Origin of the sequence: Angustibacter luteus, assembly GCF_039541115.1 — a bacterium.
Classification (GTDB): Bacteria; Actinomycetota; Actinomycetes; order Actinomycetales; family Angustibacteraceae; genus Angustibacter; species Angustibacter luteus.
Genome location: NZ_BAABFP010000002.1, coordinates 43,150 through 64,965 on the forward strand (window position 1 = coordinate 43,150; position 21,816 = coordinate 64,965).

At 70.5% G+C, this 21,816-nt stretch carries 23 protein-coding genes; 11 read left to right on the forward strand and 12 right to left on the reverse strand.

The window, feature by feature from the left end; all coding sequences use genetic code 11:
• Window position 1 precedes the first annotated feature (1 nt).
• The 9 genes from fliF to ABEB17_RS00280 all read right to left on the reverse strand — a co-directional run bounded on the left by fliF (window position 2) and on the right by ABEB17_RS00280 (window position 7,379).
• Complete coding sequence (fliF, locus tag ABEB17_RS00240) at window positions 2-1,594, reverse strand: flagellar basal-body MS-ring/collar protein FliF (RefSeq protein ID WP_345714544.1); 1,593 nt, start codon at window positions 1,592-1,594, stop codon at window positions 2-4.
• Window positions 1,594-1,926, reverse strand: a complete 333-nt coding sequence (gene fliE, locus ABEB17_RS00245; protein WP_345714545.1) for a flagellar hook-basal body complex protein FliE — start codon at window positions 1,924-1,926, stop codon at window positions 1,594-1,596. Before fliE ends, fliF begins: the two co-directional genes overlap by 1 nt.
• Window positions 1,926-2,321: a flagellar basal body rod protein FlgC gene (locus ABEB17_RS00250; RefSeq protein WP_345714546.1), complete on the reverse strand. Its 396-nt coding sequence runs from the start codon at window positions 2,319-2,321 to the stop codon at window positions 1,926-1,928. The genes fliE and ABEB17_RS00250 overlap by 1 nt, the downstream gene beginning before the upstream one ends.
• A complete protein-coding gene (locus tag ABEB17_RS00255) occupies window positions 2,321-2,680 on the reverse strand; it encodes a flagellar basal body rod protein FlgB (protein ID WP_345714547.1) in 360 nt (119 codons plus the stop codon). The genes ABEB17_RS00250 and ABEB17_RS00255 overlap by 1 nt, the downstream gene beginning before the upstream one ends.
• Before the next feature lie 209 nt (window positions 2,681-2,889).
• Window positions 2,890-3,237 (reverse strand): hypothetical protein, encoded by a 348-nt coding sequence (locus ABEB17_RS00260; RefSeq protein ID WP_345714548.1) that lies wholly within the window; start codon window positions 3,235-3,237, stop codon window positions 2,890-2,892.
• Window positions 3,234-3,671, reverse strand: a complete 438-nt coding sequence (gene fliS, locus ABEB17_RS00265) for a flagellar export chaperone FliS (RefSeq protein WP_345714549.1) — start codon at window positions 3,669-3,671, stop codon at window positions 3,234-3,236. Before fliS ends, ABEB17_RS00260 begins: the two co-directional genes overlap by 4 nt.
• Complete coding sequence (gene fliD, locus ABEB17_RS00270; protein WP_345714550.1) at window positions 3,668-5,050, reverse strand: flagellar filament capping protein FliD; 1,383 nt, start codon at window positions 5,048-5,050, stop codon at window positions 3,668-3,670. Before fliD ends, fliS begins: the two co-directional genes overlap by 4 nt.
• A gap of 132 nt (window positions 5,051-5,182) precedes the next feature.
• Complete coding sequence (locus tag ABEB17_RS00275; protein ID WP_345714551.1) at window positions 5,183-6,301, reverse strand: flagellin N-terminal helical domain-containing protein; 1,119 nt, start codon at window positions 6,299-6,301, stop codon at window positions 5,183-5,185.
• Window positions 6,302-6,395: 94 nt separating this feature from the next.
• The gene (locus ABEB17_RS00280) at window positions 6,396-7,379 is read right to left on the reverse strand and encodes a sigma-70 family RNA polymerase sigma factor (protein WP_345714552.1); all 984 of its coding nucleotides are present in this window, start codon (window positions 7,377-7,379) and stop codon (window positions 6,396-6,398) included.
• A 98-nt stretch (window positions 7,380-7,477) separates the two neighbouring features.
• Between ABEB17_RS00280 and flgN the strand changes: the two genes are divergently transcribed.
• Genes flgN through fliW form a run of 4 tightly spaced genes read left to right on the forward strand, consistent with a single transcriptional unit; the run spans window position 7,478 to window position 10,668 of the window.
• Complete coding sequence (gene flgN / locus ABEB17_RS00285) at window positions 7,478-7,963, forward strand: flagellar export chaperone FlgN (protein WP_345714553.1); 486 nt, start codon at window positions 7,478-7,480, stop codon at window positions 7,961-7,963.
• A gap of 7 nt (window positions 7,964-7,970) precedes the next feature.
• Window positions 7,971-9,371, forward strand: coding sequence for a flagellar hook-associated protein FlgK (flgK, locus tag ABEB17_RS00290; protein ID WP_345714554.1), 1,401 nt, complete (start codon window positions 7,971-7,973; stop codon window positions 9,369-9,371).
• 2 nt (window positions 9,372-9,373) lie between these two features.
• Window positions 9,374-10,255, forward strand: a complete 882-nt coding sequence (gene flgL / locus ABEB17_RS00295) for a flagellar hook-associated protein FlgL (protein ID WP_345714555.1) — start codon at window positions 9,374-9,376, stop codon at window positions 10,253-10,255.
• A complete protein-coding gene (gene fliW, locus ABEB17_RS00300; RefSeq protein ID WP_345714557.1) occupies window positions 10,252-10,668 on the forward strand; it encodes a flagellar assembly protein FliW in 417 nt (138 codons plus the stop codon). Before flgL ends, fliW begins: the two co-directional genes overlap by 4 nt.
• 20 nt (window positions 10,669-10,688) lie before the next feature.
• On the opposite strand, the gene ABEB17_RS00305 is transcribed toward fliW, so the two are convergent.
• On the reverse strand, window positions 10,689-11,588 hold the full coding sequence (locus ABEB17_RS00305) for an SDR family oxidoreductase (RefSeq protein ID WP_345714558.1): 900 nt from the start codon (window positions 11,586-11,588) through the stop codon (window positions 10,689-10,691).
• A 98-nt stretch (window positions 11,589-11,686) separates the two neighbouring features.
• Here ABEB17_RS00305 and ABEB17_RS00310 point away from each other — a divergent pair, with 98 nt between their 5' ends.
• The 7 genes from ABEB17_RS00310 to ABEB17_RS00340 all read left to right on the forward strand — a co-directional run bounded on the left by ABEB17_RS00310 (window position 11,687) and on the right by ABEB17_RS00340 (window position 19,822).
• Window positions 11,687-12,250 (forward strand): TetR/AcrR family transcriptional regulator, encoded by a 564-nt coding sequence (locus tag ABEB17_RS00310; RefSeq protein WP_345714559.1) that lies wholly within the window; start codon window positions 11,687-11,689, stop codon window positions 12,248-12,250.
• A gap of 145 nt (window positions 12,251-12,395) precedes the next feature.
• On the forward strand, window positions 12,396-12,686 hold the full coding sequence (locus ABEB17_RS00315; RefSeq protein WP_345714560.1) for a hypothetical protein: 291 nt from the start codon (window positions 12,396-12,398) through the stop codon (window positions 12,684-12,686).
• A gap of 100 nt (window positions 12,687-12,786) precedes the next feature.
• Window positions 12,787-13,638, forward strand: coding sequence for a hypothetical protein (locus ABEB17_RS00320; RefSeq protein ID WP_345714561.1), 852 nt, complete (start codon window positions 12,787-12,789; stop codon window positions 13,636-13,638).
• Between the two features lie 96 nt (window positions 13,639-13,734).
• Complete coding sequence (gene glsA, locus ABEB17_RS00325; protein ID WP_345714562.1) at window positions 13,735-14,721, forward strand: glutaminase A; 987 nt, start codon at window positions 13,735-13,737, stop codon at window positions 14,719-14,721.
• Between the two features lie 110 nt (window positions 14,722-14,831).
• Entirely contained in the window at window positions 14,832-16,316 is a 1,485-nt protein-coding gene (locus ABEB17_RS00330) for a leucyl aminopeptidase family protein (protein ID WP_345714563.1), read from the forward strand.
• Window positions 16,313-18,010: an AbgT family transporter gene (locus ABEB17_RS00335; protein ID WP_345714564.1), complete on the forward strand. Its 1,698-nt coding sequence runs from the start codon at window positions 16,313-16,315 to the stop codon at window positions 18,008-18,010. Before ABEB17_RS00330 ends, ABEB17_RS00335 begins: the two co-directional genes overlap by 4 nt.
• A gap of 15 nt (window positions 18,011-18,025) precedes the next feature.
• On the forward strand, window positions 18,026-19,822 hold the full coding sequence (locus ABEB17_RS00340) for an SLC13 family permease (protein WP_345714565.1): 1,797 nt from the start codon (window positions 18,026-18,028) through the stop codon (window positions 19,820-19,822).
• Here the strand turns inward: ABEB17_RS00340 and ABEB17_RS00345 are convergent.
• Window positions 19,819-20,220: a universal stress protein gene (locus ABEB17_RS00345; protein WP_345714566.1), complete on the reverse strand. Its 402-nt coding sequence runs from the start codon at window positions 20,218-20,220 to the stop codon at window positions 19,819-19,821. The genes ABEB17_RS00340 and ABEB17_RS00345 overlap by 4 nt on opposite strands.
• 31 nt (window positions 20,221-20,251) lie before the next feature.
• Window positions 20,252-21,751, reverse strand: a complete 1,500-nt coding sequence (locus ABEB17_RS00350) for a mannitol dehydrogenase family protein (protein ID WP_345714567.1) — start codon at window positions 21,749-21,751, stop codon at window positions 20,252-20,254.
• Window positions 21,752-21,816: the final 65 nt, after the last annotated feature.

Here is a 21,816-nt window from a genome sequence, read left to right on the forward strand (position 1 = left end):
GTCAGCCCCTACGGTCCGCGAGCCAGCCGCGCAGCAGCTCGGCGACCTCGTCGGGCTGGCGCTCCACCAGGGCGAGGACGTCGTCCTTGCGGCGCTGCGGGATCGCCGGGGCCGGCGAGTCGCCGTCGCCGGCGGGCAGGGCGAGCCGGTCGGCAGCCTCGAGCGCCTGGCGCTGGGCGGGGATGCCTACCTGGGACTCGACGAGGTCCAGCTGCACGAGCTCGTCGATCGTCTGGCCCTTCTTCTTCTTACGGGACAGCCAGACCACCAGCAGCAGGACGAGGATGCCGAGGACGATCGCCGCCTGCTTGGCCCAGCCGACCAGCTGCGCCCGCTGCTGGGCCTGCTCGGCCTTCTTCAGCTCGGCGGCCGCGGTCTTGGTGGCGGTCTGGTCGAACGGCATGCTCGTCACGTTCAGCGCGTCGCCGCGGGTCGGGTCGATGCCGGCGGCGGTGCTGACCGCGGTCTGCAGCTTGGTCAGGTCGACGCCCTTGACCTTGTCGTCGACCACGACCGAGACGGACTGGCGGACCACGGCCCCGGGGGCGGCCTTCTTGTGCTCGGTGACCTTGGACTGCGCGTTGTTCGTGGTGGTCGTGGACTTCTCGTAGTTCCCCGAGCCGGAGCCCGAGCTCGGCACCGCGAGGTTGTCGGTGCCCAGCACGCCGCTCGCGGTCCCGCTGCCACCGGCGTACTTCTCGGTGGTCGTCGACGTCGCCAGCGGCTTGGCGTCCTTGTCGGTGTAGACCCGCTCGGTGGTGGTGTCGATCGCGTCGAACTGCAGCGTCGCGTTGACCTGCGCCACGGCGTGGCCGGGGCCGACGATCTTGTCCAGCACGCCCTGCAGCTCGGCGGCCTGGCGGGTCTCGTAGTCCTGCGTCAGCTGGTCGTTGCTGGCGCCACCGGCGCCCGTGGCGCCGTCAGAACCCTTGGTGGACAGCAGGTTCCCCTTGCCGTCGACCACGGTGACGTCGTCCGCGCTCATGCCCTCGATGCTCGAGGCGACGAGGTGCACGATGCTCTGCACCTGCTGGTTGCTCAGCTCGGAGCCGGGCTTCATGGCGACCAGGACGGAGGCGGTGGGCTTGCTCTCGGAGTCCAGGAAGACGTCCTTGGCCGGGATGGCCAGGTGCACGACCGAGCTGCTCACCCCGTCGATGGCCTGGACCGTCTTGGCCAGCTCGCCCTCCAGGGCGCGCTGGTAGGTGACCTGCTGCTGGAACTGCGAGGCGGTCACGCCCTGCTTGTCCAGCAACGAGTACCCGCCCTCGGACGACGAGGGCAGGCCCTGGCCGGAGAGCTTGACGCGCTCGGCGTAGACGACGTCCTTCGGCACGAGCACCGTGCTGCCACCGTCGGTCAGCTGGTACTTCACGCCGTCGGCGTCCAGCTTGTCGACGATGGCGCTGGCGTCCTCGCCGGCCAGGCTGCCGAACAGCGGCGCGTACGTCGGGGCGCTGGCCCACTTGAAGAACGCGAACCCGCCGAGCAGCAGCCCGACGACCAGCAGTCCGCCGATGACGCGCTGGGCGGCGCTGAAGCCGCCGAGCTGGGTCTGCACCCGACGGAGGGTGACCTGCATCGCCTGCGGCATCAGCCCTGCATCCTCATGATCTCGTTGAACGCGTCGAGCGCCTTGTTCCGCAAGGTGACGGTGAGCTCGGTGGTCAGCTCGGCCTTGGTCGCCGCGATCATGTAGTCGTGGACGTCGGTGAGGTCACCGGTCGCAGCCTTGACGCCGAGGTCGTCGGCCTTGGTCTGCACGTCGGACAGGTTCTGCAGACCGCCCTCGAGGGCCTGGGCGAAGCCGGTGCCCGAGGTGGCCCCGGTGCCGGTCGCGGCACCGGCGGACCCGGTCGAGGCGAGCCCGGTGGTGGGGACCGAGGCGGACGACGCCAGTGCGGCGCCGATGGCGGCGATGCTCATCAGTTCCTCCCGAGCGCGAGCGCGGCCTGGTAGGCCTCACGGGCGCGGTCGACGACGCTGAGGTTCGCCTGGTAGCCGCGCTGGGCCATGATCAGCTGGCCCATCTGCTGGCCCAGGTCGACGTCCGGCATCCGCACGTACCCGTCGGCGTCGGCGAGCGGGTGGGTGGGGTCGTAGACCAGCCGGCCCTCGGCGCTGCCCTTGGCGACGCCGGACACCTGCACGCCCTGGCCGTCCCCCATCTCGCTGGCGATGATGCTGGTCTGCTGGTACGCCGCCTCGGACGTCGAGGTGACGTTGTTCATGTTGGCGATGTTGTCGCTGACCGCGTCGAGCCACTTGCGGTAGACGGCGACGCCGGACTGGGCGATCCCGATGCTGTCGAAGATGGGCATCAGGCGCTCCGCATCGACGTCTTGAGGATGCTGAAGTCGTGGTCGACCGCGCGCAGCGTGAGCTGGTAGCGCAGGTTCGTGTCGACGCTGGACAGCGTCTCGGTGTCCAGGTTCACGTTGCTGCCGTTGAGCCGGGTGGGCTCGAGCGACTTCTGGGAGGTCGGGCCGACCGAGGTCACGGAGCCCGAGGCGATGCTGCCGTCGTCCACGGCGCTGCGCAGGCTGTCCTCGAAGCTGACCCGGGTCGCGTGGTACCCCGGCGTCTCGACGTTCGCGATGTTGTCAGCGATGGCTCGCTGTCGAGCGGCCAGACCGGTCAGCGCGCTGCCCAGGGCAACACTGGTCACATCGTCGAACACGGATCGCACCACCAAGGTGAGTCGTCTTGCAGGTGACGGCCGATCCGTGGCCGAGGTTGAGCGATCCTTGCTCCCTCATGTTCTCGTCAGAGGGGGGTGGGACTTGAGCGCTGGGCCGCAACGATTTTCAACGGTTCGTCGCGGTGTTCACCCGAACGCCCTAGTCGTTCACCCGTTCGCCGCCCCGTATGGAGTAACGGGGCGCTCAGTCAGTACGTAGCGTCGACGTACAGGGGCCGACTGGGTGCCTGGTCGAAGCGCATCCGGCGTGAGACCTCGTGGTGCTGGCGCGAGCTGGTGGCCGCTCGGGCGAGGTCCTCGATGACCCGGAGCTGGCGCTCCAGCACGATCCGGGCCCGCTCCTGCAACGACTCTGGCAGCGGCGCGATGCCGGTCGGCGGGGCCCAGGACCCCAGCATCGTGGGCAGCTCGTCCTGGTCGCCGCGACGCACGGCCGCCAGGACCGCCTCGGCCGCGTCGACGTCCTCCTCGAGGTCGGTCAGCGTGGCAACCCACACGGCGCGCCAGTCCTGCTCGGCGTCGTGGGTGAGGGTCATGCCGAGGCGCCGAGCAGCGGGGTGCCGGCGGTCGGCGAGGCGGCCATGGTCATCGCCTCGGTCCAGGCCTGGCGCAACGGCTCGACGACGGTGATGCAACCGGCGGTGCGGGTGGCGTCCATCCGCGTGTTGGCCGCGATCAGCTCGCGGATGAGCCACCGGTAGAGGCTGGCCAGGTTGTGGCCGCCCTCCCAGGCGTCGACGTCCAGGCTGGTGAGCAGCTCGGCGATGATGTCCTGCGCGTGCGCGATGTTGTCGTTCGCGACCTCGCGGTCGCCGTCCAGCTGCGCCTGGTGCGCGCGGGTGAGGTCGAGGGAGAGCCGGTCGTAGAGCATGACCAGCAGGCGGGCCGGCGACGCGGTGGCGGTGGTGTCGGAGCCGTAGCGTCCGGCCGCGCGCTGGTACGCCTGGTTCTGCGCCATCGGGAAGGTCATGAGTTGCTCCCGCTGTTGCTGAGCTGGTTGATCTGACCGGCCAGCCAGGTGGACTGGCTCTTGAGCTTGCCCAGCGCGACCTCGAGCGCCGAGTACTGCTTCTGCAGGCTCGACTGCCGGGCCGCCAGGGTGACGTCCCAGCCGGCGATGCGATCCGTGAGGTCCGAGATCGTGGACTGCCGGCCCGTGACCGCCGACGCGATGGTGCCGGAGCTGCTGGAGGCGTCCTTCGCCAGACCGGCGACCACGTCCGCGAAACCGGTGCCGGCAGTGGTCGACGTGGTGAACATGGACTGCGTGCCAGCCGGATCGGCCGTCATCGCTGCGGCGAACTTGTCCTTGTCGAAGGTGACGATGCCGTCCTTGTTGACGCCGATGCCGGCCGTCGAGAGGGACTTGCCTCCGACGCCCGCGGTCACCTTCGACAGGATCTGGCTGGTCAGCTGGCGCATCAGTCCGTCACCGGCGAGCGCTCCGACCCCCGATCGCGTCCCATCCGTGCCGACGACACCGTTCGAGCTGACCGACTTGATCCCGACGAGCGCCGAGTTCGCGGCGTCCACCAGGGCCTGGACGGCCGAGGTGATCGCCGCCTGGTCGGGGTCGACGGACAGGGTCACGTCGTTGGCCTTGGCGCTCACCTTGACGGTGACCCCGGGCATGACGCCCTCGACGGTGTTGCTGGCCGAGGTGATGTCGAAGCCGGCACCGACGTCACCGACGTGCAGCTTGGCGTCCTGCGCGGCGTTGACCTGGGTGAACGACAGGCCCCCGAGGGCTGCGCCGCCGGTGCCGGTCAGCGTGAAGGCGTTCTTCTCACCGGTGTCGGTGGCGCTGAGCTGCAGCCGGTACTGGCCGGGTGAGACCTGGACCGCGGCGGCGCGCACGCCGGCATCGCTGGTCGAGTTGATCGCGGTGACCAGGGCCTGCAGGGAGCCGTCGGTCGGCGTCGCGATGGTGATCGTCTTGGCGTCGGCACCGGAGCCGCGGTGGATCTCGAAGCCGCTGTCGGTGATCGCACTCGTGCTGGTCAGCGACGAGAAGGTGGCCGAGCTGACCGAGGACTGCGCGGTGGCGAGCTGGACGACGGAGAAGGTCGTGGAGCCGGACAGGGCGCCGGCCGCGGCCGTCGCCGTCACGGCGGACGAGCTGGAGCTGGCCCTCGCGGCGCCCCAGGTGGTCAGCTTCTGCAGGTTCTCGGCGGCGGCCTGCAGGTTCGTCATCTTGGTGTTGACGGACTGCAGGGCGCTCAGCGCGGACTGCTGCTGGGTGAGCGAGGTCTTCAGGCGGGTCTGCGGTGCCGCCTGGATCTGCATCAGCTGGCTGATGATCGTGGTGGTGTCCAGTCCACTGACCAGACCGTCGACGGTCGTCGCCACGAGATCTCCTCCGCTGATGGATGGAAGCGATCGGTGGGCGGGGCAGGGCGCCCCGCCCACCGATCGCGACTGTGGTGCTGGTACTGCTGGTTACTGCTGGTTACTGCTGGGTCGTGCTAGGTGCTACCGGGCTCAGCCGAGCAGCTTCAGGACGGACTGCTGCGAGGAGTTCGCCTGGGCGAGCATCGACGTACCGGCCTGCTGCAGGATCTGCGCGCGGGTGAAGCTGGTCATCTCCGCAGCCATGTCGGTGTCGCGGATCTGGCTCTCGGACGCGGACAGGTTCTCCACCGCGACGTTGAGGTTGTTCACGGTGTGCTCGAAGCGGTTCTGCAGCGCACCGAGGTTGCCACGAGCCGAGGAGACCGACTTGATGGCGGTGTCGATCTTGGTGATCGCAGCGGTCGCACCGGTCTGCGAGGCCAGGTCGACCGAGCTCACGCCGAGGTCGGTCGAGCTGAAGCCCGCGTTGGCGCCCGGAGCGGCGTTGGTGCCCGCAGCCGTCAGGGTGCCGGTGACGGCGATGGCGCCGGCGAGGCCGTCCTTGGAGGACACGACCAGGCCACCGTTGGTGTCCACCGAGGCCGAGTAGCTACCAGCGAAGCCGGCGTCGGCGTTCAGCTGGGTGGCGATGGCGTTGGCGTCGGTGCTGGCGGTCACCGCGACGGTCGTCGCGACGGCGCCGTGGGTGAAGACCGCGTTACCCGCCGTGGTAGCGGCCGAACCGTTGGCCCACGAGGACTTGGCGCCACCGGTGCCGGTCGAGGAGATCGCCACGCCGATGGTGTCGTTCGCCGCGTAGCCGACCTGGAAGGACTTGCCGGTGAAGGAGCCGTCCAGCAGGTTCACGTTGTTGAACGTGGTCTTGCTGGCGATCCGGTCCAGCTCCGAGTTGAGCTGCTTGGCCTCGGCGTCGATGGCGCTGCGCGAGTTGGTGTCGTTGCTGCCGTTCGCCGACTGCACCGCGAGGTCACGCATGCGCTGCAGGATGGCGGTGGACTCGTTCAGGGCGCCGTCAGCCGTCTGCACGACGTTGATGCCGTCCTGAGCGTTGCGGACGGCGACCTTCAGGCCACCGATCTGCGAGCGCAGGCCCTCGGAGATCGAGAGGCCGGCAGCGTCGTCCGCCGCGCGGTTGATGCGGAAGCCGCTGGAGAGCTTCTCCAGGGACTTGCTCATCTGGTTGTCGGTGACCGACAGGTTGCGGTACGAGTTCTGCGCCGCGATGTTCTGGTTGATGCGAAGACCCATGATGAAACTCCTCCGTGATGGGGTCCGAGTGCCCTTCCGTGGGCTGTGTCAACCGCTGCATCGTCCGAGCGGCTGGGGTGCTGAGGGTTTTTGGCTACGCCGTTCGGGTGGCGTCGAAGCGCAGGTCAGCGGACGACGTCCCGGGCTCCGCGGTGCGCTGCACCGGGACGGCCGGCGCCGCGGCGAAGGCCGCGACCTTGGCGTAGTAGGCACTGCGGCGACGCGCGACGACTCCGTCGGGCCGTTCGGGCTCGACGACCCGCTCGGGGTCGAGGTGGGTGTTCATCCCGTCGCGCAGCAGGACGAGGGCCTCGGCGCGCAGCTGGGACACCCGCGACTCGGTGACCCCGAGCTCGGCGGCGATCTCGGCCATGGGGCGCTCACCCAGGAAGTACTGCTCGACGACCACCCGCAGCCGCTCCGGCAGCGCATGCACGGCGGCCATCAGGTAGCGCATCTTCTCGGCCTGCACGACGAACTGACCGGCGTCCACCTGGTGCGCCTCGGCGGTCAGGTGCTCGTCGGCGGAGCCGTTGAGGTCCACCAGCTGGTCCAGGCTGATGACGACGCTGCGGTGCAGGTCACCGCGCGTAGTCGTCACGCTCCGCACCTCGACGTCGAGCTCACGCGCGAGCTCGACGTCCGTGGGCCAGCGGCCCAGCTCGCTGGCCATCCGGTCCTCGGCCTGAGCCATCTGGCGGCCCTTGCTGCGAACCCCGCGACTAGCCCAATCGGATGCACGTAGCTCGTCAACCAGTGCGCCGCGTATCCGAGTCCTGGCATAGTGGCCGAACGGCACCCCAGTGGTGGGGTCGTACGCACGAGCTGCCTTCACCAGGGCCAGCTGGCCGGCCGAGACCAGGTCGCCACGCTGGACGTGGGCGGGCACTCGGCCGAGGACCTCGGAGACGAGGTAGCCGACGATCGGCAGGTGCTCGCGCACCAGGTTTCGGCCAGCGTCGTCCAAGGGCGCGTCGGGTCCACCGGAGTCCAGCGCGGGCCGTACCTCGGTTTTGCGTGAGAACTGCATGAGTCGGTTCTCGGCGCGCCTGCGCACGATCTGTAGCGAACCGACCATGATCGTCTCGTCATTTCTCTGTCCTAATGCTCAGGTCGCCTCTGATCGGACCGATGCAGTGCTTGACGGAGATGTGCTCCGGCGGAGGGTTCGTTTTCATGGGGCTTGCTGAGGTGTCCACCGTGCTGTGGACCGAGCGTGAGCTGCTCGAGCTGCTGCTGTTCAAGCTCGAGGAGGAGCAGCTCGTGCTCGCCAGTGGTCGTGCTCGCTGGCTGGCGCACGCGACCCGCGAGGTCGAGATGGTCATCGAGCAGATCCGTGGCGCCGAGCTGTCCCGTGCCGTCGCCGTCGACGAGCTGGCCGCCGAGCTGGGCCTGCTGCCCGGCCCGAGCCTCACCGCGCTCGCCGACGCCGCACCCGCACCGTGGAGCGAGATGCTGCGCGACCACCGCCAGGCCTTCCTGGACCTGACGGACGAGATCAGCCAGATCTCCAAGTCCAACCGCGAGCTGCTGCTGCAGGCGGCCCGGACCAGCCGCGAGGTGCTGATGGGCGTCGAGGGACACGCGGCGCAGACCTACACCCCGCACGGCACCAAGACGATGCCGGCGCCCTCCACCCGCGTCATCGACCGGGCTCTGTGAGGCCCTGATGTCCAGCACCTTCTCCGGCCTGAGCACCGCGCTGAACGCGCTGATGTCCCAGCGTGCCGCGCTGACGGTGACGGGGCAGAACATCGCCAACGCGAACACGGTCGGGTACACCCGCCAGCGCGCCGAGCTCGCCTCGGTGCTGTCGTCCACCAAGGCCGGCATGATGTCCGGCACCGCGATCGGCAACAACGGTGGCGGTGTCACCGTGTCGTCGATCCGCCGGCTCGCCGACGCCTTCGTCGACGCCCGCCAGCGCGACGCGCACTCCAACGCCTCGTACGCCACGGCGCAGGGTGCCGCGCTGGACCAGGTCGAGGGCATGCTCGGCGAGCCGTCCACGAACGGCCTGTCCGCGCAGCTGTCCGACTTCTGGGGCGCCTGGCAAGGTCTGTCCAACAACCCGGACAGCGTCCCGGCGCGGCAGGCGCTGCTCAGCAAGGCCGCCACCATCGTGGGGACCATCAAGCAGGGCCGGGCCAGCGTCGACTCGGCGTTCACCGACACCCGCGCCCAGTTGGACGCCCTCGTCACGGACGTGAACACGACGGCGAAGAGCATCGCGGACCTCAACGACCAGATCCGTGCGCTCACCGCCGGCGGCAACCCGCCCAACGAGCTCATCGACCAGCGTGACCAGCTCTCGCTGCACCTGTCCGAGCTGGTCGGCGGCCGCAGCACCACGAACGACGACGGCACCGTGAGCATCAGCGTCAACGGCGTCAGCGTGGTCAGCGGCACCCGGGCCGCGACGCTGGCCGTCAGCGGCGGCAACACGATCGACACGCTCGCCGCGACGCCGCTGCAGCTCACCTGGTCCAGCGGGTCCACCGCGACGTTCGGCTCCGGTCAGGTCGCCGGCACCATCGATGCCCTGACGAGCACGTTCGTGGACGCCGCGAACAGCTACGACCAGGTCGCGTCCGTGCTGGCCAGCTCGGTCAACGCCGTGCACTCCACGGGCCAGGACCTGGACGCCGTGGCGACCGGCGACTTCTTCGCCGGGACGACGGCGAAGACCCTGTCCGTCGCCATCACCGACCCGCGCAAGATCGGCGCTGCGGCACTGGCCCCCGACGGCAAGCCGTCGCTGGACGCCTCGGTCGCCGACGCGATGGCCGCGCTCGCGACCTCGCGCACCGGGGCCGACGTCCAGTGGAGCTCGTTCGTCGCCGCCACCGGGGTCGCGGCCGCGATGGCGCACAGCAACGTGTCCGTCCGGACGTCGATCAGCACCCAGTCAGACGCGAACCGCGCCTCGGCGTCGGGGGTCAGCCTGGACGAGGAGATGTCCAACATGCTCATGTTCCAGCGGGCGTACGAAGGCGCGGGGCGGGTGATGACGGCGGTCGACGAGATGCTCGACACCCTCATCAACCGCACCGGTCAGGTCGGGAGGTAGTCGTGCGGATCACCCAGAGCTCGATCGCGGCGTCCAGCCTCGCCAACCTGCAGGCGAGCCTCGCCCGCAACGCGCAGCTGCAGGAGCAGATGACCAGCGGCAAGGTCATCAACCGCCCCTCCGACTCCCCCACCGGCATCGTCACCGTGATGTCGATGAAGTCGCAGATCGCCTCCAGCACGCAGTACTCCCGCAACGCCTCCGATGGTGCGGCCTGGCTCGGCACCGTGGACAGCACGCTGCAGACCGTGAACGAGCGGCTCCAGCGGGTCCGCGACCTCGTGCTGCAGGGGTCGTCGACCGGCACGCTGGACCCGACCTCACGCCAGGCCCTCGCCACCGAGGTCACCAGCCTGCGGGGCGAGCTGATGGGCCTGGCGAACACGTCCTACTCGGGTCGGCCCATCTTCGGCGGCACGACTGCGAACGCCAAGGCCTACGACGACACCACCTACGCCTACCAGGGCAACGACGGTCAGGTCACCCGTCGGCTGGACTCGGCGACGACCGTCGAGGTCGGCGCCAGTGGCCCGACCGTCTTCGGCGACGGTGCGACGTCCATGTTCAAGATGCTCGACGACATCGCCACCAACCTGGTCAGCAACACCCCGGCCCTGGCCGGGAACCTCGCCCAGATCGACGGCCGGATGAACGACGTCCTGCAGACGCTCACCGACGTCGGCGTCCGCACCAACCGGGTGACCGCGGCGCAGACCAACGCCGACGACAACGTCCTGTCGATGAGCAGCACGCTGTCCGGCGTCGAGGACATCGACCTGCCCAAGACGATCCTGGACATGCAGCTGTCCAGCAACGCGTACCAGGCCGCCCTGTCGGCCACCGCGAAGGTGCTTCAGCCGTCTCTGATGGACTTCCTCAGGTGAGTGAGCAGATGACCGACACCCCGACCGACAACGACCTGCCCGTGCTGGAGTTCGTGGACGCCGTCCCCGGGCTGCCCGGCATGTCCCGGTGCGTGCTGGTCCAGATCGACGAGGCCGGTGCCCTGTTCCGGCTGCAGTCCGTCGTCGACCCCGACCTGCGCCTGGTCGTCGCGGCACCGTCCTTCTTCTACGCCGAGTACGCCCCGGAGATCGACGAGGACACGGCCGCCAGCATCCACCTGGACGACGTCGCGGACGCCCTGCTGCTCGTCGTCATCACCGTGGGCGCCTCGCTCGCCGAGTCGACCGCGAACCTGATGGCCCCCATCGTGGTGAACCAGCGGACCCGCCAGGCCGTCCAGGTGCTGCAGCTCGAGGGCAGCCACTCGCTGCGCGAGCCACTGCCCGTCTGACCCGCTCGCTCGACCCCCGGTCAGCTGATCGGGGTCTCGAAGTAGTGCCCCTCGTCGAGGTCGGCGATCAGTCCGGGGTGGGTGGGCGCCCATCCCGTCAGCTCGCACGTCAGCGTGTTCGAGGCCGGCGCGTCGGCCCCGAAGAAGCCACCCAGCCAGGCGAAGTGGTCCATCGCCTGGGCCGCCGGGATCGAGACGACCGGCACGTCCAGACCGCGGCCGATCGCCTCGGCGATCTCCCGGGTCGGCACGCCCTCCTCAGCGACGGCGTGCAGCACCGAGCCCCCGGGCGCCTCGAGCACCGCCTGCCGGACGAGCCGGCCCGCATCGATCCGGTGCACTGCGGGCCAACGGTTCTCGCCGGCCTCGATGTACGCCGAGACGCCCTTGTCCCGCGCGGTGGCCACCAGGGCGGCCACGAAGCCGTGGTCCCCCGCACCGTGCACCGTGGGGGCGAACCGCACCACGACCGGGCGGACGCCGCGCTCGGCGAAGGCCAGCGCGGCGAGCGCGTTGGCCACCCGCGGGTGAACGGCGGCGTCCGGGACGTCGCGTTCGGTGCCCACCCGGCCGGGCGCCAGACCCAGGGTGCCGGAGGCGATCACCAGCGCTCCGCCGGAGCCCTCCAGGACGGCGCCGACGGCCTCGATCGCCGCCAGGTCGATCTGCGCCGCCCGCTCCATCTGCGAGAAGTCGTGGTGGTAACCGAGGTGGACGGCGCTGTCGGCTGCCGCCGCACCCGCGCGCAGGCTGTCGAGGTCCTCCAGGCTCCCCCGCTGCACGTCGGCACCGAGCCGCGCGACCGACTCCGCCGAGGCATCCGAGCGGGCCAGGCCGAGGACCTGGTGGCCCGAGCCGAGCAGCTCGGTGACGACGGTTGACCCGATCCAGCCGGACGCTCCGGTGACGAACACGCGCATGACGAACCCCTTGCTGAGGTGACACCCTGGTGATGTCACGTGATGACATCACCGTACCACCCCGATGTCATCGCATGACATCACCTACACTGCCCGTCATGGGTCGATGGGAGCCGGGTGCGAGCGGTCGGCTCCGCCAAGCGGCCATGGAGCTGTACGTGGAGCGCGGGTACGACCAGACGACGGTGGCCGCGATCGCTGACCGCGCAGGACTGACCGCGCGGACCTTCTTCCGGTACTTCGCCGACAAGCGCGAGGTGCTGTTCGCCGGGTCCGAGTCGTTGCAGGACAGCCTCGTCGCCGCTCTGGACGACGCGGCGCCGGACGCCTCGCCGATGCAGGCGGTGGCTGCTGCCCTCGATGCCGCCGCCGACTTCCTCGGCGACCGTCGCGACTACTCCCGACAGCGGCAGTCCGTCATCGCCGCCAACGCCGAGCTGCGCGAGCGCGAGCTGATCAAGATGGCGTCGCTGGCACACGCGCTGGGCGACGGGCTGCGCCGCCGCGGCGTCCCCGAGCCGGACGCCAGCCTGGCCGCCGAGGCCGGCGTCGCCGTGTTCCGGGTTGCCTTCGATCGCTGGGTCAACGACCCGGTCGACCGTCCGCTCGCTCAGGTCATGCGCGAGTCGCTCGTCCAGCTGAGGACCGTGACGACCCGCTAGCCCGCACCCCGCACCAGATCGTGGCAACCTCGCATCGCCAGTGATGCGACGTTGCCACGATCGTGGGGTCGGGCGCTGCCAATTGAGCCTGCCCGCTCCCGCTCTGCGGTTTACTGGGCCGGTGCGGCGAGAGGAAACTCAACGGATGTCGGAGCCGCCTTCGGGGTGGGAGCTGGAGCGGGCGCGCACGGAGCGGCTCGCTCGCGCGGAGGTGCTGCGACTCGAGGGCCTCGTGGCGCTGGCGCCGATCGGCTCCGGACGCGGCCAGCGGCTCGCCGCCGACCTCGGGGTCGCTCGGCACAAGCTCAGGACGTCGCTGTCCATGATCCAGTACGTTGAGTACCTCGAGACGACCAACCCAGCGCGCTACCTGGCGCTGTGGCGAGAGAACGGCCCTCCGGACCCTGGCCGCGCCGCTCGACGTGCGAGCGACTGACCTCCTTCCGCACCGCGAAACTCATCACCGCATCCGGTATCAACCGGGGCGCCGCCGCGATCTGTGGTTCTGAACACCCTTGTCGACGGAAGGCCAGACGATGACGTACCGCACGATCCACACGAGCACCGACGGTGAGCACCCGCTCGGCCGGCACGTGAACCACGACCCCCGTTCGCGCGCCTACGCGCACCTCAGCACGGGCCGCACCCTGCAGTCCGTGCGGCACACCCGGCACGTCCCGGTGTTCGACCAGGGCAGCCTGGGCTCCTGCACGGGCAACGCCCTGACCGGCGCACTGGCCACCGACCCGCTGTTCGGCGGCCTGCCCCAGGGCACCACCCTCGACGAGGACAAGGCCGTCGAGATCTACTCGGCCGCCACCAAGATCGACCCGTACGACGGGGAGTACCCCCCGGACGACACCGGCTCGGACGGCCTGTCCGTCGCCAAGGTGGCCCAGAGCCTCGGCCTGATCTCCGGGTACCGCCACGCGTTCAGCCTGGCCGACGCGCTGGACGCGCTGCAGGACGGGCCGGTCATCACCGGCGTCGAGTGGTTCGCCGGGTTCGACCGCCCGAGTGCGGACGGCACCGTAGAGATCAGCGGCGAGGTGCGCGGCGGCCACGAGATCGTGGTCGACGAGTACGACGCCGCGACCGGCAAGATCGGCCTGACCAACTCGTGGGGTGACGGCTGGGGCGTGGACGGCCGCTTCCACATGACGGCAGCCACGTGGGGCAAGCTGCTCGACCGCCAGGGCGACGTCACGATCCTGGTCCCGGCCACGGCGCCGGCGCCGACCCCGGACCCGACGCCCGTCCCCGACTCCGCCACGTTCCTCAACGCCGACCCGGTCGTCGCCGCTCGGGTGGCCCGCGCCGCAGCACGCCGCGGGCTGAGCATCGAGGAGTGGCTGCTGCGTCACCTGAAGGGCTACTTCGACCGCTGACCGGCGGTACCCGACGAGGCCTGGCAGTGTTCAGGCCTCGTCGGGGCGGCAGCGGTAAGCACCCAGCAGCGGCCGACGACCGTCTAGTCTGCCGACGTGTCCGACACGCACCCCGCGCGCTACGTCTCCGCGGGCCGCCTCCCCGAGCGCACGTCCGTCCAGGCGATCGTCGACGAGGCCCGGGCGCTCTTCGCGGACGACGACAGCGGCCGGTTGTCGGCGGTCTACCCGGCACTGGCCGAGGCTGACCCGTCCGCGTTCGGGCTCTGTGTCGTGTCGGCCAGCGGGGACGTGGTCGCGTCCGGCGACGCGCGCAGCCCGTTCACCATCATGAGCGTGGCCAAGCCCTTCGTGTACGCGCTGGTCGGCGAGGCGGTGGGCATCGAGGAGCTGCGCCGCCGGGTCGGCGTCAACGCGACCGGCCTGGCCTTCAACTCGGCGCACGCCGTCGAGCGGGATCCGTCGGGGCGCACCAACCCCATGGTCAACCCCGGCGCGATCGCCACCACCGCACTGGCTCGGGGCGGCGACGTGGAGGCCCAGTGGTCTCGCCTGGTCGAGGGGCTCTCCCGGTTCGCCGGCCACGACCTGCAGTTGGACGACGCGACGCTGGCGTCCGCGCGCGCCAGCAACCACCGCAACCGCGCACTGGCGAACATGCTGAAGGAACTCGGTGCGCTGGACGGCGATCCGGGGGACGTGGTCGACCTCTACACGCGGCAGAGCTGCCTGTCGGTCAGCGCCCTGGACATCGCGGTCATGGGCGCCACGCTCGCCGACGGCGGGATGAACCCGCTCACCGGCGAACGCGTCGTGGATGCCGAGACCGCCCACGCGACGCTGGCCGTGATGACCATCGCCGGGCTCTACGAGACCTCCGGTGACTGGCTGTTCGACGTCGGGATGCCCGGCAAGAGCGGGATCGGCGGCGGGATCGTCACCGTGTCCCCCGGAAAGGGTGCCCTCGGCACCTACTCCCCCTTGCTGGACCCGACCGGGAACAGCGTGCGCGGGCAGCTGGCCGCGCAGTACCTGGCCCGGCGCCTGGGACTGGACCTGCTGGCCTCGCAGGCACTGACCTGACGACCGCCGACCAAGATCATCGATGACCCTTGCTGCCACATGACTGCTCTGCCAGAGTGAGTGTGGAGGCGACGATGGGGGACAACCCAGCACGAGGCAACTTCGATCCGGTGCCGTCGACCCGGCATCCGGCGTCCGTCACGGTCGTGACCACCCTGCCCGGCGTGGCGGACGTCGCGGCGCTCGCCGTCCCGGTCTCGCTCGGCTCCGAGCCGCCACCGGACCTCGGGCACGACGCCGCCAGCCTGGCCGTCGCCGGGTTCACCGCCAAGCGCAACCAGACCCTGGTGATCCCCGGCGCCGACGGCCGCGCGCTCGTCGCGCTGGGCGTCGGCGACGCGAGTGACCTGGATCTGACGACGGTTCGCGACCTGGCCGCCGACTTCGCCCGCGCCGTTCCGCAGCACAAGACCTTGGCGGTCGAGCTCCCCGCGGGCGAGTTCGCCGTCTCCCCGGGCGACTTCGCCCAGGTCGTCGTCGAGGGCGTCCTGCTGGCCCGCTGGCGCTTCTTCGTCGGTTCGGGCGGCGACGAGCCGTTGCTGACGGCCCTGACGATCGTCGCCCCGGAGGCCGTGGCCGAGGACGTGCGGGCCGGGGTCGAGCGCGGCCTGGTGATCGCCGCCGCAGCCGCGATCAGCCGGGACCTGTCGAACTGCCCGGCGACCACGCTGTCCGCCGTCCGGATGGCGCAGGTGGCCCAGGAGCTCGGCCCGCCGGCCGGCCTGGAGGTCGAGGTCTTCGACGAGCAGCAGCTCATCGAGATGGGCTGCGGCGGCATCCTGGGGGTCAACCTCGGCAGCATCGACGAGCCGCGGCTGATCCGGCTGCGCTACTCGCCGGCCGCGGCGACCGGCCACCTGGCCCTGGTGGGCAAGGGAATCATGTACGACTCGGGGGGCATCAGCCTCAAGCCGAGTGACGAGTCGCACGCGCAGATGAAGAACGACATGACCGGCGCCGCAGCGATCCTGGGCGCCATGACCGCCCTGCAGGCCCTGGGCTGCGCGTCGGCGGTCACGGCGTACCTGTGCTGCACGGACAACATGCCCTCGGGGTCGGCGATGAAGCTGGGCGACGTGCTGACGATGCGCAACGGCACGACGGTCGAGGTGCTCAACACGGACGCCGAGGGTCGGCTGGTGATGGCCGACGGGCTCTGCCTGGCCGTCGAGGACGGCGTCGACGCCATCGTCGACGTCGCCACGCTCACCGGTGCCGCGCTGCGCGCCCTCGGGGTGGAGATCGCGGCCGTGATGGGCAACGACGACGACCTCATCGGACAGCTGGAGACGGCCGGCGACATCGCGGACGAGCCGCTGTGGGAGCTGCCCCTCTACCGGCCCTACCGCGTGCAGCTGGAGTCGGGCATCGCCGACCTGACCAACATGGGCGGCGCGAACGCGGGGTCGATCACCGCCGCGCTGTTCCTCGAGGAGTTCGTGTCCGGGGTCCCGTGGGCGCACGTGGACATCGCCGGCACCGCCCAGCAACCAGCCGTCCGGACGTGGCGCAACAAGGGAGCCAGTGGCTTCGGTGCCAAGCTGCTCATCGAGCTCGCCACCCGGTTCGAGGTCCCGAGCGGAGCGTCGTCATGAGCGACTCGGCAGCGGCTGAGCCCGCGAAGTCACCGGAGCCGGCTGAGTCGGCGGAGTCGGCGGAGTCGCGCGGGCTGCTCGGCTGGATCGAGCGGGTGGGCAACAAGATCCCGCACCCCGCGATGATCTTCCTCGGGCTGATCTTCGGCGTGATCATCCTGTCCGCGATCCTGGCCTGGGCCGGGGTCAGCGTGACGACCGAGGTGGCCGAGCCGCAGGGAACGACGGTCACCCAGACCGACACCGACGCCGGCTCGACGTACCCCTCGGTGGAGCGCCCGCCGGAGCAGGCGGTCCCGGAGTACGACGTCAAGACCGAGACCATCGAGGCCAAGAGCCTGCTCAGCGCCGACGGCATCCGGCACATGTTCACCACCGTCGTGCAGAACTTCAACGACTTCGGTGTGGTCGCCGTGATCCTGGTCGCGATGATCGGCGTCGGCGTCGCGGAGGAGGCGGGGCTGATCGCCGCCCTGATCCGCAAGATGGTGCAGGTCGCGCCCGCGTCGGCGATCACGTTCATCATCGTGCTGCTCGGCGGCATCTCCAGCGTCGCCTCGGACGCCGGGTACCTCGTGCTGATCCCGTTGGGAGCCGCCGCGTTCGTCAGCATGGGCCGGCACCCGTTGGCCGGCATCGCGGCCGCCTACGCCGGGGTCAGCGCGGCGTTCTTCGTGAACATCCTCATCACGCCCGCCGACGGCATCATCACCGAGGTCAGCAACGAGATCATCGCCGGCGTCGCGCCGAACGCCCCAGCGCTCAACGTGACCCAGAACCTGTACTTCTCGATCGGGTCCACGATCTTCTGCGCACTGGTCATGACGGTCCTGACCGAGAAGTACGTCGAGCCGCGGCTCGGGACGTGGGACCCGGCCGAGCGGCCGGCCGACGCCCCGGTCGACCACGTGCCCACCGGGGACGAGCTGTCCCACGAGTCCCGCGGCCTGAAGCTCGCCGGGCTCTACACCCTGGGCGCCGCGGCGATCATCTCGCTGCTGACGTTCCTGCCGAACGCTCCCCTGCGCAACCCCGAGACCGGCGAGATCTTCGGCAACTCCCCCTTCATGAGCAGCCTGCTCTTCATCATCTCGATGCTGTTCCTGGCCGCGGGCCTGGGCTACGGGCGCGGGGCGTCGACGCTGACCGGCAGCACCAACGTGGTCAATGCCATCACCAAGACCTTCAACGGTCTCGGCGGGCTGATCTTCCTGATGCTGCTGATCGCCCAGTTCATCGCGTTCTTCAACTACTCCAACATGTCCCGGCTGGCCGCCACGTCGCTGGCCGACCTGCTGGGCCGGGCCGACATCGGCGCGCTGCCGCTGCTGGTCGGGTTCATCGTGCTGGTGTTCGTGATCGACATCATCATGCCCGGCGTGATTCCCAAGTGGGCCATCATCGCGCCGATCTTCGTACCGCTGTTCTACAACCTGGGCATCGCACCCCAGACCGTGATCGCCGCCTACCGGGTGGGCGACGGGCCGGTGAACGTGATCACGCCGCTGATGGTCTACCTGCCCTTCATCATCCTGGTCTGCCAGCGCTACCGCGCCAACGCAGGGATGGGCACCGTCGTCTCGATGATGCTGCCGTACACCGTCATCGTGCTGGTGACCTGGATCCTGTTCTTCGTCGGCTGGTACCTCATCGGCATCGACTGGGGACCCGGCGCGCCCGTCCACCTGCCTTGACCCGCGGCGGCCCCGATGGATGACGCCACCACGGCGCTGCTCGTCCTCGCCGCGGTCGTGGCCCTGTTCATCTGGAACCGCCTCCCCGTGGGCGCAGTGGCGATCCTGGCTGCCCTCGGCCTGTGGGCGACCGGCCTGGTCACGGCGAACGAGGCGGTGTCGGGCTTCGGTGACCCCGTGGTGATCTTCATCGCCACCCTGTTCGTGGTCAGCGAGGGAATCGACTCCACCGGTGTGACGACCTGGGCCGGTCAGGCGCTGATCGCGCGCGCCGGCACCGCCCACACCCGGGTGCTGGTGGCGGTCTCGCTGCTGTCGGCCCTGCTCGCGTCCTTCATCACCCTGAACGGCGCCGTCGCCGCACTGCTCCCCCTGGTCGTGCTCCTCGCGATGCGGATCCAGCAGTCCCCGTCCCAGCTGCTGTTGCCGATGGTGTTCGCCGGCAGCTGCGGCGGCTTGCTCATGCTGATGAGCAGCCCGATCAACATCATCGTGTCCGAGGCCGCGCAGGACGCCGGAGCACCCGCGTTCCCCTTCTTCTCGTTCGCCCTCGTCGGCCTACCGCTGCTGGCCGGCACCGTGACGATCTGTGCGGTCTTCGGGCCCCGACTGCTGCCCCGCACGACACCGGAGCACGCGGCTCCCGACCTGGGCGAGCACGCGCAGACCCTGGAGGCGCACTACGAGCTCACCGACGGCTTCAACCGCCTGCGGGTGCGCACCCGCTCGGCGCTGATCGGGCGGTCCCCCGCGGACGTCGACCTCGCCGGGTACCCGGGGGTCGCGCTGATCGCGGTGGAGGACCACGCCGGTTCGTCTGTCCTGGGCGAGGTGCACGACGACGACGTCCTCGTGGTGACCGGCCCGCCGTCCGAGGTCACCCACTTCGCGCTCGCTGAGGGCCTGGCGGTGCACATGACTGGTTCGGCCGACGCCGCGGACCTCCTGACCCGCGAGGGTGGCGTGGCCGAGGTCGTTGTGCCACCACGCTCCCGACTGGTCGGCGAGACGGTCTACCCGGGGATGCAGCGCCAGCACGAGCTGGTGATCCTGGCCGTCCAGCGGCTCGGCAAGGACCTGGGCAGCGGTCCGCTGGAGCTCGCCGAGGGTGACGCGATCCTCCTGCACGGGCGCTGGTCGGCGCTCGACCAGCTGAACCGGGACCGGGACGTGCTGCTGGTGGACTCCCCTGACGTCGTGCGACGGCAGGCCGTGCCGTGGGGGCCGAAGGCGACCCGGGCGGTCGTGGTGCTGGCCGGGCTGGTGGCGATGCTCGCCTCGGGACAGGTCCCGCCCGCGATCGCCGGACTGGCCGCCGCGCTGGCGATGGTGCTGGCCCGGGTCGTGACCGTCCCGCAGGCCTACCGCTCCGTCTCGTGGCAGACCGTGGTGCTGGTCGGCGCGATGATCCCGTTGTCCACCGCGATCCAGAGCAGCGGAGCGGCGGACCTGGTCTCGGGCTGGATCATCGACCTGGTCGGCGGCGGCAGCCCGTACCTGCTGCTCGTCGCGCTGTTCGTCCTGACCGCCACCCTGGGGCAGGTGGTGAGCAACACCGCGACGGTGCTCGTGGTCACGCCGATCGCGGTGGCGGCCGCGCAGGCCACCGGCACCTCGGTCCAGCCCGTGCTGATGCTGGTCGCCGTCGCCGGCTGCGCCGCCCTGCTCACCCCGATCGCCACCCCGGGCAACATGATGATCATGACGCCCGGCGGCTACCGGTTCGGCGACTACTGGAAGCTCGGCCTGCCGGTGATGCTGTGGTGGTTCGCGGTCGCGATCGGGGTGATCCCGCTGGTCTGGCGGCCCTAGCCGACGCCGGCTCGCTTGACCGCGAGGACCGGGCAGTCCGCCTCCAGCAGGATGCGCTGGGCGGTGCTGCCCAGGATGAGCTTGCCCACGGGGGTGCGCCGGCGCAGCCCGATCACGATCATCGAGGCGTCGCGCGAGCGCGCCTGGGTCAGGATCTCGGTGGCCGGGTCGGCGGTCGGGTCGTGCGGGACGACGACGTTCTGGAGGTCCAGCCGGTCAAGCTTGTCGCTGAGCGCGTCCGCGTGCTGCTCGGGCGAGATGTCGAAGTCGCTGTCACTCACGGCGTCGACGCCGCTGACGACCACGAGGCCCGCCGCGAGCCGGCGCGCCTCGACGATCGCGGCTTCGAGCGCCGCTTCGCCCTCGGGGGTGGGTAGGTAGCCGATCACGATGGTCATGACGCCGTCCCTTCTCGCTGCGCTGGATCGTTCACGTCAGGCTCTTGATGGCGCCTCGTGCGCCGTGTCGTTGCAGGCTGGTCCGGGCGTCGGCGAACGCGGCCCGCAGCACCGGATCCGCGCCGAGGTCGCCGAACACCGGAGGGTAGTCCAGGAAGGCTCCGGGCTCGTCCTGCTCGGCCGCCACGGCGCGGAGCAAACCGTCGATCCGCTTGTCCTGCACCGAGATCGGTGCACCGGCATCGTCCACGCCCTCCAGGAACCGGCACCAGGCCGCCAGCACGAGGGCACTCCGGGCGATCGACCTCCCGGCGGCGAGCTGGTCGCGCACCACCGGCAACAGGAACTTGGGGATCCGGTCGGACCCGTCCACGACCTGGCGTCCCAGCGTGTCGCGGATGGCTTCGCTGCTGAACCGCGCGATCAGCTGGTCGCAGTAGGCGTCGACGTCGATGCCGGGCACGTCCCGCAGCGTCGGGATCGCCTCGTGGTGCATGTAGTCGAGCAGGAACCCGGCGAACAGCGGGTCCCGGCACACGTCGTGGACGAAGGTCTCGCCGGCCAGGACGGCCAGGTAGCCCATCGCCTGGTGGGACGCGTTGAGCAGCCTCAGCTTCATCAGCTCGTACGGCAGGACGTCGTCCACGAGCTGCACGCCGACGGCGTCCAGGGCGGGGCGACCGTCGCTGAAGCGGTCCTCGAGGACCCACTGGGTGAACGACTCCGACCGGACCGGCCAGCGGTCCTGGACGCCGAGGGCCGCCACCGCGGCCACGGTCTCGTCCGTCGTCGCGGGGGTGATCCGGTCGACCATGGAGCTCGGGAACGCGACGTGCTCGGAGATCCACTCCGCCAGGTGGGGATCGCGGCGACGGGCGAAGGCCGTCACCGCCTGCTCGGCCACGTGCCCGTTCCCCTGGATGTTGTCGCACGACAGCACCGTGAACGGCGCGGTCCCGGCGGCTCGCCGGGCGGACAGCCCGGCCACGACCAGACCGAGGACACTGGACGGCGGCTCGACGCCGGCGGCGTCGGTCAGGTCCCCCAGGTCCGCCAGGTCCGCGAGGTCCGCCAAGGTCGCCGGGTCGTGCGGGTCGAACTCGCCGGTGGCGTCGTCGATCCCGTACCCACCCTCGGTGATCGTCAGGGAGACGATGTGCGTCGCGGGGTCGGCGAGCCGGTCCACGACGGCCTGCCGGTCGTCCGGTGCGTGCAGGTGGGCGACGTGCGAGCCGATCACCCGGGCGTCGGTCACGCCGTCCGGGGACACCGTGAGCAGCGTGTAGAGGCCGTCCTGCTCGTCGAGGACGTCGGCGATGGTGCGATCCCCGGCCAGCACGCCGACGCCGCAGATGCCCCAGTGCGACTGGCCGTTGGACAGCAGCCGGTCGACGTACATCGCCTGGTGGGCGCGGTGGAACGCGCCGACTCCGAAGTGCACGATGCCGGCCGCCACGGCGTCGCGGTCGTACGCCGGAACCGGCACTCCCCCAGCGATGTCGCTGAGTCCGGCCGCATCGAGGTGGGTCATGTCCTGGTCTCCAGACGGTCTGCCGACACGGACGGCACGCGGCTCCCCCGCCGGGGCAGGGAAAC

Excerpts from the sequence above, each read along its gene's own strand:
- fliF (WP_345714544.1), bottom strand. The coding sequence starts at position 1,594 with ATGCCGCAGGCGATGCAGGTCACCCTCCGTCGGGTGCAGACCCAGCTC.
- fliE (WP_345714545.1), bottom strand. The coding sequence starts at position 1,926 with ATGAGCATCGCCGCCATCGGCGCCGCACTGGCGTCGTCCGCCTCGGTC.
- ABEB17_RS00250 (WP_345714546.1), bottom strand. The coding sequence starts at position 2,321 with ATGCCCATCTTCGACAGCATCGGGATCGCCCAGTCCGGCGTCGCCGTC.
- ABEB17_RS00260 (WP_345714548.1), bottom strand. The coding sequence starts at position 3,237 with ATGACCCTCACCCACGACGCCGAGCAGGACTGGCGCGCCGTGTGGGTT.
- fliS (WP_345714549.1), bottom strand. The coding sequence starts at position 3,671 with ATGACCTTCCCGATGGCGCAGAACCAGGCGTACCAGCGCGCGGCCGGA.
- ABEB17_RS00275 (WP_345714551.1), bottom strand. The coding sequence starts at position 6,301 with ATGGGTCTTCGCATCAACCAGAACATCGCGGCGCAGAACTCGTACCGC.
- ABEB17_RS00280 (WP_345714552.1), bottom strand. The coding sequence starts at position 7,379 with ATGGTCGGTTCGCTACAGATCGTGCGCAGGCGCGCCGAGAACCGACTC.
- flgN (WP_345714553.1), top strand. The coding sequence starts at position 7,478 with ATGGGGCTTGCTGAGGTGTCCACCGTGCTGTGGACCGAGCGTGAGCTG.
- flgK (WP_345714554.1), top strand. The coding sequence starts at position 7,971 with ATGTCCAGCACCTTCTCCGGCCTGAGCACCGCGCTGAACGCGCTGATG.
- ABEB17_RS00305 (WP_345714558.1), bottom strand. The coding sequence starts at position 11,588 with ATGCGCGTGTTCGTCACCGGAGCGTCCGGCTGGATCGGGTCAACCGTC.
- ABEB17_RS00310 (WP_345714559.1), top strand. The coding sequence starts at position 11,687 with ATGGGTCGATGGGAGCCGGGTGCGAGCGGTCGGCTCCGCCAAGCGGCC.
- ABEB17_RS00315 (WP_345714560.1), top strand. The coding sequence starts at position 12,396 with ATGTCGGAGCCGCCTTCGGGGTGGGAGCTGGAGCGGGCGCGCACGGAG.
- ABEB17_RS00320 (WP_345714561.1), top strand. The coding sequence starts at position 12,787 with ATGACGTACCGCACGATCCACACGAGCACCGACGGTGAGCACCCGCTC.
- ABEB17_RS00335 (WP_345714564.1), top strand. The coding sequence starts at position 16,313 with ATGAGCGACTCGGCAGCGGCTGAGCCCGCGAAGTCACCGGAGCCGGCT.
- ABEB17_RS00340 (WP_345714565.1), top strand. The coding sequence starts at position 18,026 with ATGGATGACGCCACCACGGCGCTGCTCGTCCTCGCCGCGGTCGTGGCC.
- ABEB17_RS00345 (WP_345714566.1), bottom strand. The coding sequence starts at position 20,220 with ATGACCATCGTGATCGGCTACCTACCCACCCCCGAGGGCGAAGCGGCG.
- ABEB17_RS00350 (WP_345714567.1), bottom strand. The coding sequence starts at position 21,751 with ATGACCCACCTCGATGCGGCCGGACTCAGCGACATCGCTGGGGGAGTG.